The organism is uncultured Azohydromonas sp. (assembly GCF_937926365.1).
Taxonomy (GTDB): Bacteria; Pseudomonadota; Gammaproteobacteria; order Burkholderiales; family Burkholderiaceae_C; genus Azohydromonas.
The window spans coordinates 93,718-111,506 of record NZ_CALAOH010000255.1 but is presented as its reverse complement, the minus strand read 5'-3'; the positions used below and the strand labels follow the sequence as shown (position 1 = coordinate 111,506).

Sequence of the window (17,789 nt, the reverse complement as noted above, 5' to 3'; positions counted from 1 at the left end):
GAGGAGGACGCAATGAAGAAGTTGGGGAGCCAGCTCAGGGACGCGATGGAGGCCGCCGGCCTGGGCAGCTCGCGCCAGGCCGGGAGCGCCAAGCCATCGGCGGGGACCGGCGCTACCGGTCCGGTCAGGCAGACTGACCGGGACTGGGTGCCGCAGGCATGGCTGCGCGACGGCAGGAAGCCCATGCGCGCTGCGGCGCCGTCCCCGGGACACGCCACCACCATACCGACAGCCCGCAAACAGAACCAACCGACAAGGCCGCTGGCGGGGCAGCAGGTGTCCACGACCCTGTCCCGGACATCCGCCACTCCGGCAGTCAGGGCACCGGAAACGCCACGATCGCGGCTGGTCGAGGTGGGACCGTTCCATCCCCACACGCTGTTCGCGGATGGTGCGGACGAGTGTGAGGAGCTGCCCGCGTTGGCCAGCAGTGGCATCGAGCGCCAGCTCACCACGTCGCCGCGGAACGCGACAGACCTGATACTCGGACTCGATTTCGGGACGTCCGCCACGAAGGTCGTCATCCGGGACGCGTATGCTGCCACCAGCGTGTTTCCAGTCAGGCTCCGGGGCCACAGGGCCGGCATCGACGGATACCTGCTGCCATCCAGCGTCTTCAAGAACGGCAATGTCTACTCGCTGGAACGCGGCGCGGTCTGCATCGCGGATCTGAAGCTGGCACTGCTGGCATGCCCGGCTCCAAGTCCGGTTACCGAGTTCAACCACTGCTGCGCGTTCCTTGCGCTGGTCATCCGCCGGGCCCGCGGATGGCTGTTCACGGAGCATGCGGACGTCTACGGTCATCACGAGCTCAACTGGCGGCTCAACCTCGGTCTCGCTGCCCGGTCCTACGAGGACAGCAGCCGGGTGGACCTGTTCCGGAGGCTTGCATGGGCCGCCGCGAACCTTGCGGCCGACGCCAGTGCGCAGGAGATCACCGGGGAGGCAGTGGATGCCTGGCGCGTCCGATCCCTGACAGCGGCTGCCCACACCAGGGCGGAGCAGGACTGCCCCGTAGAGTTCGCCTTTGAGGACGTGGACACGGTACCCGAGGTCAGTGCACAGCTGCAGGGCTTCATGGCCTCGGCGCGTTGGGACTGGCAGACCCGCCCAGTCATGATGCTGGTCGACATCGGCGCGGGTACGGTGGACTCCGCCCTGTTCCATGTCAGGATTCCGCAGGGTGGATCCGGCGTGCTTACCTTCTATTCGAGCCGGGTGGAGCCCAACGGTGCGATGAATCTCCACAGGGAACGCGTCAGCTGGCTGCAGGGCCTGCTTTCCGGCGGGGAAACCACCCGGGCTGCCAGGGAGCATCTTTCGTCCATTGCACTTCCGACAGGCCGGCTCCGAGCCATTCCGGACTCGGTTGCCGACTACCTTCCGGGCTACAAGCTCGACGTGATCGGCAGCAGTGTGGACGATGAGTTCCGGACAAACCGGTACCGCAGGCAAGTCGCGGGAAGCATCCATGACGCCAAGGTAGGCAAGGGCGTTACCGTGCACCAGTTGCAGAAGGTGCCTCTGCTGCTGTGCGGTGGGGGCTCAAGGATGCATTTCTATGCTGGCATCGCAGAAACCATCAACAGGACGCCGAACTGGCACGTGAGCGTGGAAGCGATGCACCTGCCCGTGCCAAGGGACCTCACCGATTCGGGATGGCATGCAGAGGACTTTGACCGGCTCTCCGTCGCGTACGGTCTCAGTCTCGCTGGCGGTGAGGGCACGACCCTGGGCCGCATAGTCCGGGCCATGGAGGTGCCTTCAGTCGCAACGGCTTCCGCAGCATCCAGGAACGAGTCTGGTTTCGTCTCCAAGGACCAGATGTGACTTGGTTTCCGTCTTCAGAATTCAGTCACTCCTGGTCCGGCGGAGCACAAGACGCCTGAGGCGTAGTCCTGTCTGGCGCTGTCCCGCACGCGGTTCTGAAGCAGTGTCTGGGTGGCAAGAAAAGATAAACAAAAGTTACCTAGTCAACTTATTGCAGCAAGGAGAAAACAATGATGATCCACGAGGGAACCTGTTCAGCATGCCGCAAAGAGCTCGTTTACGAGGCTGGAGAGGCTCCTCCAACGCTGCGCTGCACCACTTGCAAGTTCAACTTCAGGTTCTGCAGAACTTGCCATACCGGCAACTGTCCGGAATGCAGCCGCCCGCTCCCCGACATAAAAAAGACGTTTCCCACCAATCTCTTCATCGCGATTCGGAGGGTGATATTGACGAGGTCAGGCGCCTGTTCCGGGAAGGCCATGGCGACTGGAACGAGGTCTACAACGATGCCGGAGAGACGCCACTTGCATGCGCAGCTATCGACGGAAACGAGGAGCTCTGCCGTTTTCTGATCGAGGATTGCGGACTGTGGACCCATGCAAGGAACAAGGGCGGACGGACTGCGCTGATCGAGATGGTGAGAACCCGCAGCGGCAGGTGGCCCCACAGGCTCGCGGAGCTATTCGCAGACACGGTCAACGAACAGGACGGCAGCGGCAGGACTGCACTGATGTTTGCATCCGGAGGAGCGGGACTCTTCGGCTCACGAAGGGGCAATGTGCGCTTAGTCAGGCAACTGCTGGACATGGGCGCGGATCCGACCTTGCAGGACAGGCGAGGGCGGACCGCGCTTGGCATTGCCATGGAGGACAACCGCAAAAGCGAAAACTCGTCCAACCAGGATGTCGTCGAGCTGCTTGAGGCTGAAACTCTCAAGTTTGTTGCGCTCCAGAACTTCAAGAATTCTTTCAGGCACACTTTTTCAGCAGAAGGCGTGCTGTTGACTGAAAAACGAGGCAGTTGATGGCTCATCAGAACACCAGCGATCCGAGCATCGAAGATCTGGTCCACCTCATCATCAAGGCAAACAGCAGTGATGCCGAGGCACTGCGTCAGCTGCGACTCCATGCATTGGTACCGCGCCGCTTTGCCTCGCTGGAGATCTGCCACAGGGCCGTGCTTGGAGCGTTTGCGAAGGGGACGGTCTGTTCGTTGCAGGACTTGATAGGTCAGGTTGTCCAACAGCCTGAGCAGACATCGATGCTGGCAAGTCCGCCGATCGCGTGTCCATCTCCGCCGAACTATTCGCCACCTGCCCAGGACCGGCCCCGCTACATCAGGCCACGCTGTTCAGTGTGCGATTCCTTTGCAATTCCCGGGGACAATGTCTGTTTCACGCACAGCAATTGACGGCTGCAGCCATATGCGATTTAGATTGATATCAATTTCCCAGAGCAGAATTGCCGCATGACCCATTTCAGCAGGCCTTTTGCTTTCGCGCAGCACAGAGGGCGAAAAGTGAATAGAACGCCCGACCGGGGGGATGGTTTCCGTTGCAAATCTCGGCCACCAGCATCGGCCCAAGCAGCAATGGAATAAGTTCAGGTAAACGCTGGGCACATGTAGGTTTTTCGCTTTGTCCATCCTCCTGAAAGGATGTGGTTCGGAAGTGACACCGGCTCCTGGCTTTCTCGGCACTGAGCAGAGCAGTCGGTCATTGGAGCGCCCGCGAGTCCCGGTCTGGCCAGTTCGCCGTAACGGCCCGGGCGCCAGAAGCAGGTCTCCAAGCCGGACAGCATTGGAAGAATCTGCGCGGGAGGCTCACGCCATGAGCCTCCTGGACGCTACCCTGGCTTCGTCCCTGGACGGCACGTCTGCTCTGTCTACCGCACTATCAGCTTCATAATTCTCGTCGTGATCCGCAACGCCGCATCTGTCTCTCCCGGCACCAGGAATTACCAGGCCGCTCTCCCTTGGCCGGTGACTGGGCGGCTTGTTAGCTGTGCCACAACCCGAGATGGCCACCAGAAAAGCCGCCATTGGGTTACTCGGTCCGCTCGCGTGGCGAGCTTGCGCGGTGACGTTTACCTTGTCTCGTTTCCGGCAGACGGCGCATTCGTCTTGCGCTGGCTCACGACCCTCCCGCCAAGCACTTGGCAGGGCGTGCCGCCCCGGCATGCCCTGTTTCGTCGCGCCGAGCCGCGTGGCGTTAAACAGACACGGTCTGATCCCGGACCGGCTTCGGCGCAGGGTCGTGAGCTGCGAGAATGGACCCTTTGCCGGTCGTACCGGCAAGGCACCGTCCGCCACGGTGCGCGACAGAACTAGAGGGATCATCCGATGGCAGTACAACTGGCAATCCGCCGAAAGATCGCACGGCTGAAGTCCGGTCAACCGCCCCGCTTCATGGACCTGTTCTCAGGATGCGGCGGCATATCCCTGGGATTCGCCACGGCCGGATTCGAGTCCGTTGCCTCAGTCGAGTTCGACGACAAGGCCGCCGAGTCCCATGGCGCCAACTTCGAGTCGATCAGCCACGGGAAGAACCGTCAGGCCCACTTCAAGGCTCGCGACATCACGAAGGAGTCTCCGGGCTCCATCTTCCAGGACCTCGGCATCGCGGGGGCGGTCGACGAGCAGGTGGATGTTCTCGTCGGCGGACCGCCGTGCCAAGCGTTCGCGCGGGTCGGGCGCGCCAAGCTGCGCCACGAGGCCCATCGCCGCGAGGAGACGACTGCCGAGACCGCCTTTCTGGTGGACGGGCGCGTGAACCTTTGGAAGTCCTACCTCGACTATGTCCGCGAGACGAAGCCTCTGGCACTCCTGATGGAGAACGTGCCGGACATCCTCAATCACGGAGGAGAGAACGTGGCCGAGCTCGTGGCCAAGGAACTCCGGGAAGAGGGCTACGACGTTCGCTACACCCTGCTCAACGCCTCGTGGTTCGGGGTTCCGCAGACACGGGAACGCATGTTCCTCATCGGCGTCCACAGGGACCTCGACACAGAGATCAGGTTTCCGGCACCGACCCACTTCACGGTGCTCCCGTCCGGCTACGAGGGCACGCGCGCGACGGCCCGCAAGCTCGTTCCGGAGCAGGGGTCGCTTCAGCTGGACATCGAGCACGGACATCACTGGATCGACGATCCGTCCCCGACGGCCGGTCTTCCCTCCACGACCACGGCCCGCGAGGCCCTGGCCGACCTCCCGCCCATCCATGCCCTTGACCTGCTCGCCAGCGGCGGGATCAGGCGAGGACGCAAGGACCCTGCGGAACCGGTCAGCTACACCGCGGCTGTCCCGACCACCGACTGGTCCCGGCTGATGCGGCAGTGGCCCGGCTTCGGCACCACCGACCACAGCACGGGACACGTCATCCGCTACCTGCCGCGCGACTACAAAATCTTCAACCTCATGGAAGAGGGCTGGCAGTACCCGGAAGTATGGCAATTCGTCGAGACGAAGCGCCAGCAGCTCCTTGACGGGCTGTGGCGCTCGGGCCGCAAGAAAACGGCGGACAGCGCCCGTATCGAGCAGATTACCAAGGACTGGACACTGCCCTACGACCCGAAGAAGTTCCCGAACAAGTGGTGGATGCTGTACGAGAACAAGCCGGTGCGCACGCTGATGGCGCACCTGGGCAAGGACTCCTACAGCCACATCCATTTCGACAGGAAGCAGGCAAGGCCCATTTCGGTCAGGGAGGCCGCACGGCTGCAGTCCTTCCCCGACGGATTCGTCTTCCGCGGGAGCATGAATGCCGCGTTCAAGCAGATCGGCAATGCCGTGCCGCCGCTTGTCTCCTACGCGATCGCCATGGAAATACGCTCGATGATCGGCTGCCAGCCGATGGGCGACATGCGCCAGGAGCTGCTGGGACTGGACCTGCAGCCGGCTGCCACCACAGGAGAGGACAAGAAGAAATGCGTTTCCTGATTCTGCGGCTTCTCACCCACAGCGAACTCGGGATGTTCCACGAGTATCGCCGCCAGGGGAAGGAGGGCTCCAAGCAGCGTGCCGTGAATTTCGACTGGGACGTGGTGGACCGGGTGTTCCCGGCAGCCAAGGACACCGACCGGATCGAGATGGATGTCCTGTACGACAAGGACAACGGTCCGGCGATGGCCCGGCAGTGGCTCAAGCGCCAGGAGAAGAACTGGCGGCTGGAGGGCAACTGTCCCAAGGACACCTGCTACGCCTTCGTCGATCCCGGGTGCCTGTTCGCCATGGAGGTCGATGCGGGAACCAGCCCCGCCACCGGGGCATGGGCCGTCTTTCCGGCAGACCACGAGGTGACGAGGGCGATCCTTGCCGATGGGGAGAGCAGCATGCTCGCCAAGTCGGCCATGATCGCGCTGCATGACGAGGAGGGCGAGCGCACCTGGAAGGCCCTCGCCGAGGCCCGGCCGGAGCTGTTCACCGCACCTGCGGCAGGCAGCGCCACCGTGCCCCCCGCGGCCGCCAAGGCCGGACCCAACGGCGTGGAGCTCCCCCCGCATCCCTCGCGCCTGGTGAAGATGCTGGCCGCGGTGGGCCACACGATGCCGTCGGCCGTTGCCGACCTGGTGGACAACGCCATCAACGCCGAGGCCACGGAGATCGCCATCACGTTCGGACGGCCGGACGGCGGCCACGGCCGGTGGCTGGGCATCGCCGACAACGGCCACGGCATGGACCAGGCCAAGCTGGCCGAGGCCATGCGCATCGGCGGCCTGTCCGACTACTCGGGCAACAGTCTCGGGAAGTACGGCTTCGGCCTGAAGGGCGCGTCCTGGTCCCAGGCCAAGGTCTTCACCGTCGTCACCCGGCGCGAGGGAGGACCGGTCCACCACCTGACCTGGGACGTCGACGACATGGACGGCTGGGTCGCGAAGTCGGACCCGCTGGAGCCGTGGGAACGGGATGTCACGGCCCCTGGAAGTCACGGGACGGTGGTGCTGTGGAGGAACATGCGCCCGCCCCAGGCCATGCCGACGTCACGGGGCGTCGATCCGCACACCGCGGAGGTCATGCTCCTGGAGCGCCACCTCGCGCTGGTGTTCCACCGCTTCATCGAGGGCAAGGCCGCGGGCCGCAAGCCGGTGAGGATCACCATCAACGGCAACCCGGTCCAGGCGAACAATCCCTTCGGCCATCCGCTGGCCGTTCCCTACGACGCCAAACCCGTGCGGATACCGACCGAGAAGGAGGACGGTCGCGTCATGGTGCAGGCGTACCTGCTGCCCAGCGAGGACGAGATCGGCGAGTACCACAAGGCGGAAGGGCCCGAGGCGGTCCGCCGCGCGCTGGACCTGATCGGCCTGCACGGCAAGCGCAACGAGACCCAGGGCGTCTTCATCTACCGCCACGACCGGCTCATCAAGTGGGGAGGCTGGCACCAGATGTGGGAAACCAACGACGAGAAGACCAAGCTGGCCCGGGTCATCGTCGATTTCGACCAGGTGCTCGACGACGCCTTCAGCATCAACATCAGCAAGCAGATCGTGCAGCTGCCCCAGCAGCTCCAGGCGGAGATCAAGAAGCTCGCGGACATCGCGCGCAAGGACAGCCAGAGAAAGTACCGCAAGGAGGCACGGCCGGCACCGCCCGCACCGTCCCCGGCCCCTGCCCCCGGACCGTTGCCTGCAGCGCGTGGGGGGACGGCAGGAGCAGCCGCACCGGCCGGAAGCGGCAGTCCGTCCCCGGCGCCCGCCACCGCCGGAGGAAACGGGCACGCTCCGGCAGCGCCTGCGCCGAGGATCGCCGTCAAGGACGTGAAGACGGACAAGTTCGTGTGGAAGGTGTCCAGGGGACTTGCCGGCACGGTCGATGTCCAGGTCAGCGAGGTCGATCCGGGCCTGTCCGCGCTGGTCAAGCAGATCCGCTCCGATCCGCAGGCTGTCGCGCACCTGGCGACCTTCCTGGCCAGCCTGGACAAGGTGGAGGCGCAGAAGCAGCTGATGGCCCGGAAGGACGCCTGATGGAACTGCTGCGGGTGGTCAGCGCCGTGCCGGCGCACCGCGGCTGGACCGACCGCCTCGATGCCGGCGCCTGGCGCCACTGGGCCCGCCTGGAGGCGCTGCTGCTCGGCGACCTCGGCTGGGAGAAGCGGCAGGTGGAGTCGGTCGCCGCGGAGTCCCTCAGGGTGCTGCGCCACCTGCCCGACCCGCTGGCCGACGCCCCGTTCCAGGGCCGCGGGCTCGTGGTCGGGTATGTCCAGAGCGGCAAGACGGCGAACTACACCGCCGTTGCCGCACGGGCGGTCGATGCGGGCTACCGCATCGTCGTCATCCTCTCCGGCATCCACGACTCGCTGCGCAACCAGACGCAGTGCCGCCTGGAGCGGGAGCTGATCGGCGGGCAGACGACTGCGCCCGGGCGGGAGCAGTCTGCCCGGCAGTGGATCACGCTGACGACACCCGCGGAGGACTTCAGGGAGCAGGACATGGCCATCCTTGCGTCCCCGGCCCTGTTCCTCGCGGTGGTGAAGAAGAACGTACCGGTCCTGCAGAAGCTGGACCGGTGGCTGGCATCCGCCGAACGCCATCTCCGGGACATGCCGGTCCTGGTCATCGACGACGAGGCCGATCAGGCGTCCATCAACACGAGGGGCAACAGGCCGCCGGACCCGTCCGTCAGCGACGAGGAGGACAGTGACGAGGGCGATGCGCCCTCCCGCACCAACGCCCTCATCCGGTCGATACTTTCACGGGCGCGGAAGGCGGCCTATGTCGCCTACACGGCCACGCCGTTCGCCAACATCCTGATCAATCCGGACGCGGTGGACCGCCACGTCGGCACCGACCTCTTCCCCAGGGACTTCGTGATCCAGCTGCCCCGGCCCAACGGCTACACCGGGACGGAAGAACTGTTCGGCGTCGGCGCGCAGGGACGCGACGTGCTCCGCGCCGTGCCCGACAGCGACGTGAAGGCGCTGCGGACATCTCGCAGGCGCAGCAGGGCCGAGATCGTGCTGGGCCGGGACAGCGGCGATGTCCTGCCCGGTTCGCTGGCCGACGCGCTCGTCTCGTTCTGCCTAGCCGGTGGCGTGCGGCTCCTGCGGGGTTTCGCGGGCAAGGCTCACACGATGCTCGTGCACGTGAGCCAGCGCACCGCCGACCAGGAGCGCATCGCCGACGCCATCTGCACCCAGCTGGACGTGTGGCGCGAGGCGTGGCGCCAGGGCCAGCGGCTGGAGGCCGTGTTCCGCCCCGCGTGGGAGGACATGAAGCCGGGCGTCGAAGTGCCCGGCGACGACGAGGCCGTTCTGGAGGCGGCCATCACGGTGCTGCGCGAGATCGTGGTCCTGAGGCTCAACAGCGTCACCGGCGAGGACCTGGAATACGACACGAAGCCGGGTCGCCACATCGTGGCGGTCGGCGGCAACCGGCTGTCGCGGGGCCTCACCCTGGAAGGGCTGACGGTCTCGTACTTCCTGCGCACGGCATCCATGTGCGACACGCTGCTGCAGATGGCCCGGTGGTACGGATTCCGCCGCGGCTACGAGGACCTGATCCGCATCTGGACAACCGACGGCATTGCCCGCTGGTTCTCCGAGCTTGCCCTCGTGGAGCAGTCGCTGCGTGACTCCATCGTCGCCCTCGCCCGTGCAGGGCGCAGGCCGGACCAGATGGCCATCCGGCTGCGCGCGCACAGCGATCTGCTGCTCACGGCCCGCAACAAGGCCGCTACCGCGATGTCGCAGCAGGATTCCTGGTCGGGCGAGCACCCGCAGACGGTGCTGCTGCCCCTGTCCGATCCCGGCAGGCTGCAGGAGAACCTGCAGCTTGCCGACCGGTTCATTGCGGGGATGTCGCCGTCCGTCCGGCGGCATGGCGGCTGGCTGGCGCGGGACGTCGCTCCGGAGGACATCGCGGCATTCCTGCGCGAGTACCGCGTCCACGACGACATCGTCGTGTTCCGCAGCGGACCCCTGGCCGACTGGATCATGGGTCGTGCGGCCGCAGGCGAGCTCACGGACTGGTCCGTCTTCGTGGCGTCGCCGGAGGGCGGGCGACCGGCCGCGCTCGGCGGCGTGGACATCGGGCTGGTTCGCCGCAGGCGCGTCAGCAGCGAGAGCATCGGCATCCTGACCGACCCGGCTCACGAGGGCGTGGATCTGCCCGGCGGTCCCGATGCCTACAGGCGGGACAACGGCGCGCATGACGCCGAGGCCATGCGCGCGGCCAGACCGGCGACGCAGGGCCTCCTGATCATCTACCCGCTCGATCCCGAGTATCTCGGCATCGGGTATCCGGGTGCCGTCATCGCCCTGTCCCTGAGCCTGCCCAGGACCTCGGATGCGGGCACCACCTGGATCACGAACCGCATGGTGTCCAATGGCTGACGGACCGACCGCGCAGCAGTGGGCCCGGCTGCGGGCCATGCGCCCCTCGGGCGATCAGGTGCTGGCCACCGAGCCTGTCGAGGTCGGCGGCGTCGCGAGCCTCCTGCTTGCAGGCATGGACGAGGCGGGCCATCTTCACCTGCTGATTCCGGTCGCCGCCGGCCCTGCGGGTGCCAGGTCGCCCGACCTTAACGGACTGAAGGTGAGGCACCTGCGTCTGGAGACAGGCGACGTGCTCGATCTTTCGGCACCGCCCTCGCACGAGCCGGTCTTCACGCCCTTCTGCAGGGAGATCGTGGAAGCGGTCGCGGCACAGGGGCGCAACCCCTGGAAGGCGGTGGACGCGACCGTCCGCGCGTGGCAATCGGCCTGGAAACCGGTCCGCCAGGAGATGGACAAGACCACGCAGGTCGGCCTGTTCGGCGAGCTCCTCGTGCTCAGGGAGCTGATGATCCCGCAACTGGGACCTGCAGCCGTGGGCCAGTGGAGCGGGCCGGATTCCGAGCGGCACGACTTCGTGGGCGAGCGGCTGCGCATCGAGGTGAAGACCACCCGCAAGAGCCGGGCCGAGCACGAGATCTCGCGCCTGGACCAGCTGCGGGCACCTCCCGGCTGCCGGCTGCTGTTCGTCTCGATCCAGCTGGAGCAGAGCGTCGGCGGCGAGGAAACGCTGGCCACGCAGGTGGACGCCATCGTCGATCTGCTGCGCGGCGATGCCGCGGCACTGGACGACTTCATGACGAAGATGGCGAGCATGGACTGGTCCGAGGAGATGCGCAGCTCCGGCGCGCTGCTGCGTTTTTCGGTAAGGAGCGCAGACGTCTATGCCGTGGACGACGACTTTCCGAGGCTGCCAGACGACTTCCGCCCCCCGTCCGGTGTCGTGGCGGTGAAGTACATGATCGATCTGGCGAACCTGCCTTCGCTGGGCATGGACGAGGCGATCGACATCGTCAGAGAAGCCAACCAGTGCGGCGTGTGCTGAATGACGGGGTGCGGCAGCGCGGTCCCGGAGAGGCGCCGACATTGCCGCGTGCTGCTGTCTCGCCCATCCCCCCTGGGGACCGCGCCTCGCCGAAGTGGTCGGTGCGTGCGGGAGCATCGCGCCGGCAATTGGTCCGGACGAGTCCCCGCCGGCGCCGCTCCGCATGAAGACCATCCCGGTCATCGACCTCTTTGCCGGATGCGGCGGTCTTGGCGAAGGGTTCGCAAGCGTGAGCGGTAGCACCGGCACGCCCTCGTTCCGCGTTGCCCTGTCCCTGGAGAAGGATCCGGCCTCGACCCGCACGCTGCGGCTGCGCGTGGCAAGGCGGCTCCTGGGCGAGGCTGGACAGCTACCACGGCTTCCTTCGTGGCGAGCTGTCAAGGGAGGAGTTCGAGAGCCTGCCTCCGGTCGCCGAAGCGCTCGGGCAGGCAGATGCGGTCGTGCTGAACGGCATGCCCGGAGAAATACCGCCCGACCTGCTGGATGCCAGGATCCGTTGCGCGCTGGGCGATGCCACGGCCTGGGTCCTTGCCGGCAGTCCGCCCTGCATGCCCGTTGTGGAAACCGCACGATCTAGGCTTCGGGAAGCGGCGGGGCCGTCATCCGACCACAGGCACTTCCTGTACCGGGAATACCTGCGCATCATCGCTGCCCATGCGCCACCGGTCATCGTGATGGATGACGTGCCCGGATTTTGTCAGCAGATCATGGGGGCAACCGGGACCGTGTTCGAGCATGTCAGGCGAGACCTCGCTGCCATTCCCGGAGGCCTGTCGTACGAGTTGAGATCCTTGGTCAGGAACGTCGCTCTGCACGAAGCCGGACCGGATGACCACGTCATCGAATGCGAACGATACGGGATTCCGCAGGCGCGCCACCGGACCGTCGTGCTGGCGATCCGCTCGGACTTGGCACGCATGCGTCGAAACGGCCTGCTCGTCCCGTCCGACGCGAAGGCCACGGTCACGCACGTCCTGCGCGGAATGCCGAGAATCCGGGGCCGGCTGATCCATGACGAATCCGGAAGCGGGTGGCGAGAGGCTGTGCGTGCGGCGCCCGGTGCCGTAAGGGGATGGGGCGCGCTTGGCGAAGGGAGGGTGCTGTCGGAGATGGCCGAGGCCATCGGTTCCATTTCTAGGTTGGGTTGCCCCGGCAACGGGTTCACTCCCTGGACCACGACGTTCGAGGATGGTGCCGCCGATGTCGCCGGGTGGCTGGACGTGCCGGAGCTCGGGGGCGTGATCCAGCACGAGGCCCGCGCCGTGTTGCCGGCCGACGTGGCGCGCTACATGTTCGCGGCTGCCTATGCGTGGTGCTTCCGCGAGTCGCCTGCCCTCGAGGTCTTCCCGCGAAGCCTGTTCGGGGACCGGGGCACCGGTCTCGACAGCGGCGTCACGCTTGCGCCGGGATTCGGCAGATACCGTGTCCAGTGCGCGCACAGACCCTCGACGCCCGTGCTTGCCCATATCTCGAAGGAAGGCCACGGATTCATCCATCCCGATCCCGGACAGGCAAGAAGCCTGACGGTACGCGAGGCCGCGAGACTGCAGACCTTTCCCGACGACTACTTCTTCGAGGGAAACCGCACGGCGCAGTACACCCAGGTCGCGCGCTCGATTCCTCCATGGATCGCCAAGCAGGTGGCCGGGATAGTGCACGGCATACTGGGCGTGCCTTGATCCTGCATGCGAGATGGCACATGCAGGAGATAATCCGGCATGCCGCCGCATGCTCTCCGAAGGCCTGCAGCAGGTCCTGTCTTCAGCAGGGCACATCCCAAACGGAAAGCGCGCCGTCACTGACTAAAACACGGGCTTGCCGGAAATAGCTGCCAGCAAAGGATCCTCCACGCCAATCGTGTGCGGCATCAGGCTGAACTCGAAGAAGGAAGGGTCGAACGACAGGGACTCGACGCTTGCTCCGGTGGGGAGGTGGACCAGCGCATCGAGTATTTCAGCGAGCTTCGGCCCCACGTCTCTGGCAATCCTGAAGACGGCCGCGTCTTCTGTCACATGGAAAAGGCGATAGATGTCGTACGGTATTCCGCTGTGCACGGCATGCCGGATCTCTGCGACTGACATGTAGATCGGCCTCTCGAAAGGTCCTGACGTGCTCTTTGCATCGATATGACGCTCGGCATGGGTGCCATGCGAGAACCTGAAATCGAAGGGCGATATCGCGTTCGCTCTGGAAACCCACTCGTATTCTCCGGAACCCGGGAAACGGTAGAGCGACTCGAAATACCCGTTCAACAGCTCCTCGCCCCAGCGTCCCGTCCGTTCCGCCGAGGCCTTGGCAGCCATGAAGGCCTCCGGATCCATTCCTCTTCCGGAACGACGCGCGTTTATCTCTTCAGCGACCCTTGCATTCCCCTGGCCAACCTCTTCGAGCAGGCCGTCCTCCAGCCAGTCAAGGATCGGATGATCCTTCGGAAGCACGCATTCGAGAATCGCGTCCTCGATTTCCCGAAGCGACAGTGATCGCATCGAGTCGGCCACGTCGGGCATCAGCTTGTCGAATACCTTGTAAAGACACTGGTCCAGTTCATGGGACCTTGCGATCAGCACCACATTGACGGCGACTGGCAAGGGGCATCCAATGAATTCCATGACAGCCAGATCATTCGGGGCCAGCACGTCATACCGTTCGGGATCGTCAACCGGGGCGTCAACGCACTCTCCGTTCAGCCTTATGTTCTTGGCGTCCCGCTTGACCTTGCGCGCCAACGAATGAGGTTCGGCCCCGCCCGGCCCGACCAGGGTAAGGTCAACGTGCGCCGCATGCTTGGGCAGTGACTCCAGCAAGGCGCGCAGATCAGGAAAGAATTTCCCCTCCATGATCTTGACATCCAGGTTGAACCCCTTCTGATTGGTTCCCGGATGGTCAAGAAAATAAGTCTTGAAAAGAGAAAGATCAGAGGCCCTCAGCCTCTTCAACGAAAACATTCTCGGCATTCCCCCTCCTTGAGAAATTTTCTATTTGCCGACCGCCTTTTCGAAACCCCAGATGCAGTTTCGAAGATTCACGCAGAATCCTAGCCCATCAGTTCGCAAGCCATCCGCAAGTTGATGGGACAAGGCTGTTTCACAACGATGAAAAATGATATTGACGTATTGTTACACGACACTGGTGCTGTGGATACCGACATCTGAGCAGGCACTCTCTCTATTCATCGGCCTGCCTGCCAGCTGGCGGCGCATCGGAGACGCCGTCAAGCAAATGCAAGATGTTCGTGGAACGGTTCAACGGCTTCTTTCGCAAGCCGACTGCAGGCACGGGTCGGCCGGAGATGCGCTACTTCCCGGACGTCGGGCCGGACGCAGCCTCGAGCGAGATGCGCGCCTTGCCGGGATTCGAGGCCGACGACGGGGGACTGTACTGGCGGCGACGCGGCTGACGAGCCGCGGGCTGCTTGGGCCGCGTTCGCCCGGCTACCGGAACGTGTCTCACCGCCTGCGCCAAGCGCTCCAAGAACTGGGACGACCGCGTCTCGCACTCCCAGACGGTGATCACTGTCCATCCTGCCGCTTCAAGCGCGTCAGCCGTCCTCCGGTCTCGCCCGACGTTGGCCGCGAACTTCTTTTCCCAGAACTCACGGCGCGTGGCCGGCGTCGTCGCATACCGGCAACCGGGATGGCGATGCCAGAAGCAGCCATGCACGAACACGGCGAGACGTCGTCCGGGAAACACCAAGTCGGGCTTCCCAGGAAGCGTGCAGTCATGCAGGACATATCGGAGTCCCGCGGAATGCAGATAGCGCCGCACCACCATCTCCGGCTTGGTGTCCTTGCCGCGGATCGCGGCCATCATCCGGCTGCGTGTTACCGGATCGACTATGTCTGTCATGCCCGTCTCTTGTAGGCCCATGCCTGTCCAGCACAAGCAACCGCCCCTAGCGGCACCACTGTGGCGAACGACGTGCCCCCCCCCCGTTTACCGGGGCAGCAACGTCGGTTCGAACGGATGCTGGGTTGCCGGCTCGCAAAAGCGCCAGGAACTGCAGGGCTTGCGGCTGCTGGCTGTCTACGGCGTGTGGCAGGGTCAAGGCAAAGTGCACCACCTCATCGCCCGGCGGCTGCACCACCTCACGCCACTGCTGAGGCGTCTGGCGAATAGGAGCCGAGATTTCAAACGGCATGGAGCAGAACTGGCTGCCGCATGGCGTGACAAATTCACGCTGCCATCACAGGGGCTCTTACTGAAATGCCGGTGCTTCGTCACAAGGAGCTACTCCGGTGTGAATGGGCCACGTCGCAAGAGAGGTCGGCGCCAACTGCACGTAGCGAACCTCTATCCTTCGTTCTGAAACTGCACTTCTTTGAAAGACTAGGTAGATTCCTCAGATTGCGGGCGCCTCAATTCGCAACGAAAAGCCAAGCTCGACACTACCTATTTCAGCGGCCCATGCATTAAAGCGCGCACCACTCGTGTCAAGTTATCAAGATGCATCTTACCCAGTTCGGCCTTATGTGTTCTGCAGGAACACAGTGCCACAATGCGCCCTGGGAAACCACAAAGCCTTTCCGTTCAGCTCTCTCAGCACTTGATAAAATATCACCGTACCAGACGGCACCGAGACGGTTCCCAGATAAACAAAACAAGCCGCATAGCGGTAAATTATTTCCCCAAGAATCCTTTACCTTGATCGGATTTTATGAGATATATTCATCGGATCTCTGCATCACTGCTGGCGCCGACGCATACGAGGCAGGCTCCGATTTAGCGCTCAGGCGGTTTCTCCAGTTCCCATCTGACGACAGTGGTCACCACCTGATAAGTATTGTAAATAAATGACTTCAATAAAAGCACGACGTACACCGACCATGCAGTGATGAAAGTTAGCAAGACCGATGCGACGAGTGCCCGGACGTTGCTTTTCGAATAGAACCATTCCTCTGCAATCCTCTCTAGCAAGTAGGCCGCAAGTCCTCCGGGCTGACCAAAAAGTTGGATGCAAAGGCAAAAAAATAGAAACGCGATGTAGTGAACAAATGTCAGCACGAAGGCGTTTAAATTGTATTTCAAATAGCTTTCGCCAGTATTTTCATACTCCTGCTTTGCCATTTCAACAAAAATGTCGACCTTGGTGATAGTGACAAACACCGTGAAACCAGCGACCAGAAATCCAAGAATCGATGTTGCGAAGGCAAAATCTGCATCCACCACCTTTCGGAAGTGGGAGAATATTTTCCCAGGATCACTTCTAGTATGCCAACACCAGAAAGCCGCACACAACAATGCAACAAGCGTCAGCACACGGTTGAACCAGCTCCCAGGGAACTTAAACGAAAGAACGTACAGCGAGAGAAGTGTTTTCTCTCTCGTAAGATCCTTAGGCTCAATCTTCATTGTTTGTGACCATTTGACGAACTACCGCTAGGCGCGCTTCTTGGCGATCCGCTGCGGCAGGCTCGCCTGCAATCAAACCAGATTTCCGCGCACTCATAAATTCTTGGAAAAGCCTCCTTGCGGCAGCCACTGGTTTTGAAGGAAGATCTTGAACAAATCGCACAACGCGGAAATCGTCGTTACTCCCGCTCAATTGCTGTCCGTCCTTGTCCTTTCCCGAAAACTTTAGCTCTGCATTGCCGTCGGCGGCCGCCTCAGCATGGCTTGCAGCAGTCGCCTTGCTAAGGCCATCTGAATTTTTATAGGTAAGCGCAGATGTAGACGCGCCCAGCTTTTCTGAGTTACCCCGCATCGCCTTGAAGAAACCTTCATTATTAATCTCATTGTTTGGCTTAATGAGCCGAATTGTCATTGACTGCAGTGTTTTAAATCTCTTTATAAACTCTTCAATGGACTCTTGGCTCGCTAACGGCACGATCTCAAGCGTTGGCCGAGGGAAATCGGCCAGTAGCGCCACCTTCGTTACGCGCTCCCTTTTCTCGAAGGAAGAAGCTTGTGCATCCGCCTTACACTCCTCGTACACGGCATGGATGTAGGTTGAGTGTGTTCGACCAATGAACTGCTGCAACGTTGACCGCAATGTCTCAAGGCTCGGCGCTCCTTTGTACTCCGAACAGTAAATTAACTTATGTTGTTCAAGAAGTAGCACGAAGAAGGCAGACGGCGAGGATTTGATTTTCTGATTGTTTGCGACAAGCTCGCCCTGGTCGAATATCTGCTGACTGTGCAGCACAGTGTCCTTTACAAAACGTCCGCAGACCGCTAGGACGCCATTACGCATCTCAGGCGCAAGGTCTATCACTCGGACATCATGCAGGAAATATGAATTGTCACCCCATTTTCTACTGAGTGGACTCATGAATGCCGGCAAGATAACAGTATCTACAAAATCCAACAGCTCTAGCGAGCCTGCACGGCAGACAAAATTTGCGAACTCAACGGGCCTGTGTTCGGCCATCATCACCCTCCTAAAGCTTGTTTAGCCAATTGTGAGGCATGGCGATGCCGAGCCCTGACGCAAGGCCCGCCCGTTCAGCATGACGGCTGCCGTCTGAGGCTGTGTAAAAACGCGGCTACCAAAGCGCCTCGCAGAACGACGACCCGCTAGAACGCTCCAGGTGCGATTTTTTGGAGGTCGCCAAGGGTCGAAGGACCCCTGAAAACGGCCGCCGATCGACTTTTCACACAGCCTCGGCTCCAAGCAGTCGCTAGGTCCTGCGGGTCGTCCTCCCCGGTGCCCGAGTACCGCTTGCCGCAGGTTCATGGAGTCTTCCCTGTGACCGTATCTATGACAGGTAG

12 protein-coding genes are annotated in these 17,789 nt (G+C 62.9%); 8 read left to right on the top strand and 4 right to left on the bottom strand.

What is annotated here, in order from left to right; genetic code table 11:
• The first annotated feature begins 12 nt into the window (after nucleotides 1-12).
• The 8 genes from Q0741_RS28635 (at nucleotide 13) to Q0741_RS28600 (ending at nucleotide 12,760) form a co-directional block, all read left to right on the top strand.
• Nucleotides 13-1,830, top strand: a complete 1,818-nt coding sequence (locus Q0741_RS28635; RefSeq protein WP_298236594.1) for a hypothetical protein — start codon at nucleotides 13-15, stop codon at nucleotides 1,828-1,830.
• 259 nt (nucleotides 1,831-2,089) lie between these two features.
• Nucleotides 2,090-2,794 (top strand): ankyrin repeat domain-containing protein, encoded by a 705-nt coding sequence (locus tag Q0741_RS28630; RefSeq protein WP_298236593.1) that lies wholly within the window; start codon nucleotides 2,090-2,092, stop codon nucleotides 2,792-2,794.
• Nucleotides 2,794-3,180, top strand: coding sequence for a hypothetical protein (locus Q0741_RS28625; RefSeq protein ID WP_298236592.1), 387 nt, complete (start codon nucleotides 2,794-2,796; stop codon nucleotides 3,178-3,180). Before Q0741_RS28630 ends, Q0741_RS28625 begins: the two co-directional genes overlap by 1 nt.
• Before the next feature lie 930 nt (nucleotides 3,181-4,110).
• Nucleotides 4,111-5,706 carry a DNA cytosine methyltransferase gene (locus Q0741_RS28620; RefSeq protein WP_298236591.1) on the top strand — a complete coding sequence of 532 codons (1,596 nt, stop codon included), beginning with the start codon at nucleotides 4,111-4,113 and terminating at the stop codon, nucleotides 5,704-5,706.
• Nucleotides 5,694-7,730 carry an ATP-binding protein gene (locus Q0741_RS28615; RefSeq protein ID WP_298236590.1) on the top strand — a complete coding sequence of 679 codons (2,037 nt, stop codon included), beginning with the start codon at nucleotides 5,694-5,696 and terminating at the stop codon, nucleotides 7,728-7,730. Before Q0741_RS28620 ends, Q0741_RS28615 begins: the two co-directional genes overlap by 13 nt.
• Nucleotides 7,730-10,096, top strand: coding sequence for a Z1 domain-containing protein (locus Q0741_RS28610; RefSeq protein WP_298236589.1), 2,367 nt, complete (start codon nucleotides 7,730-7,732; stop codon nucleotides 10,094-10,096). The genes Q0741_RS28615 and Q0741_RS28610 overlap by 1 nt, the downstream gene beginning before the upstream one ends.
• The gene (locus Q0741_RS28605) at nucleotides 10,089-11,081 is read left to right on the top strand and encodes a PD-(D/E)XK motif protein (RefSeq protein WP_298236588.1); all 993 of its coding nucleotides are present in this window, start codon (nucleotides 10,089-10,091) and stop codon (nucleotides 11,079-11,081) included. Before Q0741_RS28610 ends, Q0741_RS28605 begins: the two co-directional genes overlap by 8 nt.
• 440 nt (nucleotides 11,082-11,521) lie before the next feature.
• Nucleotides 11,522-12,760, top strand: coding sequence for a DNA cytosine methyltransferase (locus tag Q0741_RS28600; protein ID WP_298236587.1), 1,239 nt, complete (start codon nucleotides 11,522-11,524; stop codon nucleotides 12,758-12,760).
• 123 nt (nucleotides 12,761-12,883) lie between these two features.
• On the opposite strand, the gene Q0741_RS28595 is transcribed toward Q0741_RS28600, so the two are convergent.
• From Q0741_RS28595 to Q0741_RS28580, 4 genes are all read right to left on the bottom strand, one after another.
• On the bottom strand, nucleotides 12,884-14,026 hold the full coding sequence (locus Q0741_RS28595) for a DUF3883 domain-containing protein (protein WP_298236586.1): 1,143 nt from the start codon (nucleotides 14,024-14,026) through the stop codon (nucleotides 12,884-12,886).
• A gap of 349 nt (nucleotides 14,027-14,375) precedes the next feature.
• The gene (locus Q0741_RS28590) at nucleotides 14,376-14,927 is read right to left on the bottom strand and encodes a very short patch repair endonuclease (RefSeq protein WP_298236585.1); all 552 of its coding nucleotides are present in this window, start codon (nucleotides 14,925-14,927) and stop codon (nucleotides 14,376-14,378) included.
• Between the two features lie 873 nt (nucleotides 14,928-15,800).
• Entirely contained in the window at nucleotides 15,801-16,430 is a 630-nt protein-coding gene (locus Q0741_RS28585) for a hypothetical protein (RefSeq protein WP_298236584.1), read from the bottom strand.
• Nucleotides 16,420-17,448, bottom strand: a complete 1,029-nt coding sequence (locus Q0741_RS28580; protein WP_298236583.1) for a hypothetical protein — start codon at nucleotides 17,446-17,448, stop codon at nucleotides 16,420-16,422. The genes Q0741_RS28585 and Q0741_RS28580 overlap by 11 nt, the downstream gene beginning before the upstream one ends.
• Between the last annotated feature and the right edge of the window lie 341 nt (nucleotides 17,449-17,789).

What these genes read in the sequence shown, in the direction of transcription:
- Q0741_RS28635 (WP_298236594.1), top strand. Translation starts at nt 13, where the DNA reads ATGAAGAAGTTGGGGAGCCAGCTCAGGGACGCGATGGAGGCCGCCGGC.
- Q0741_RS28625 (WP_298236592.1), top strand. Translation starts at nt 2,794, where the DNA reads ATGGCTCATCAGAACACCAGCGATCCGAGCATCGAAGATCTGGTCCAC.
- Q0741_RS28620 (WP_298236591.1), top strand. Translation starts at nt 4,111, where the DNA reads ATGGCAGTACAACTGGCAATCCGCCGAAAGATCGCACGGCTGAAGTCC.
- Q0741_RS28615 (WP_298236590.1), top strand. Translation starts at nt 5,694, where the DNA reads ATGCGTTTCCTGATTCTGCGGCTTCTCACCCACAGCGAACTCGGGATG.
- Q0741_RS28610 (WP_298236589.1), top strand. Translation starts at nt 7,730, where the DNA reads ATGGAACTGCTGCGGGTGGTCAGCGCCGTGCCGGCGCACCGCGGCTGG.
- Q0741_RS28605 (WP_298236588.1), top strand. Translation starts at nt 10,089, where the DNA reads ATGGCTGACGGACCGACCGCGCAGCAGTGGGCCCGGCTGCGGGCCATG.
- Q0741_RS28595 (WP_298236586.1), bottom strand. Translation starts at nt 14,026, where the DNA reads ATGTTTTCGTTGAAGAGGCTGAGGGCCTCTGATCTTTCTCTTTTCAAG.
- Q0741_RS28590 (WP_298236585.1), bottom strand. Translation starts at nt 14,927, where the DNA reads ATGACAGACATAGTCGATCCGGTAACACGCAGCCGGATGATGGCCGCG.
- Q0741_RS28585 (WP_298236584.1), bottom strand. Translation starts at nt 16,430, where the DNA reads ATGAAGATTGAGCCTAAGGATCTTACGAGAGAGAAAACACTTCTCTCG.
- Q0741_RS28580 (WP_298236583.1), bottom strand. Translation starts at nt 17,448, where the DNA reads ATGGCCGAACACAGGCCCGTTGAGTTCGCAAATTTTGTCTGCCGTGCA.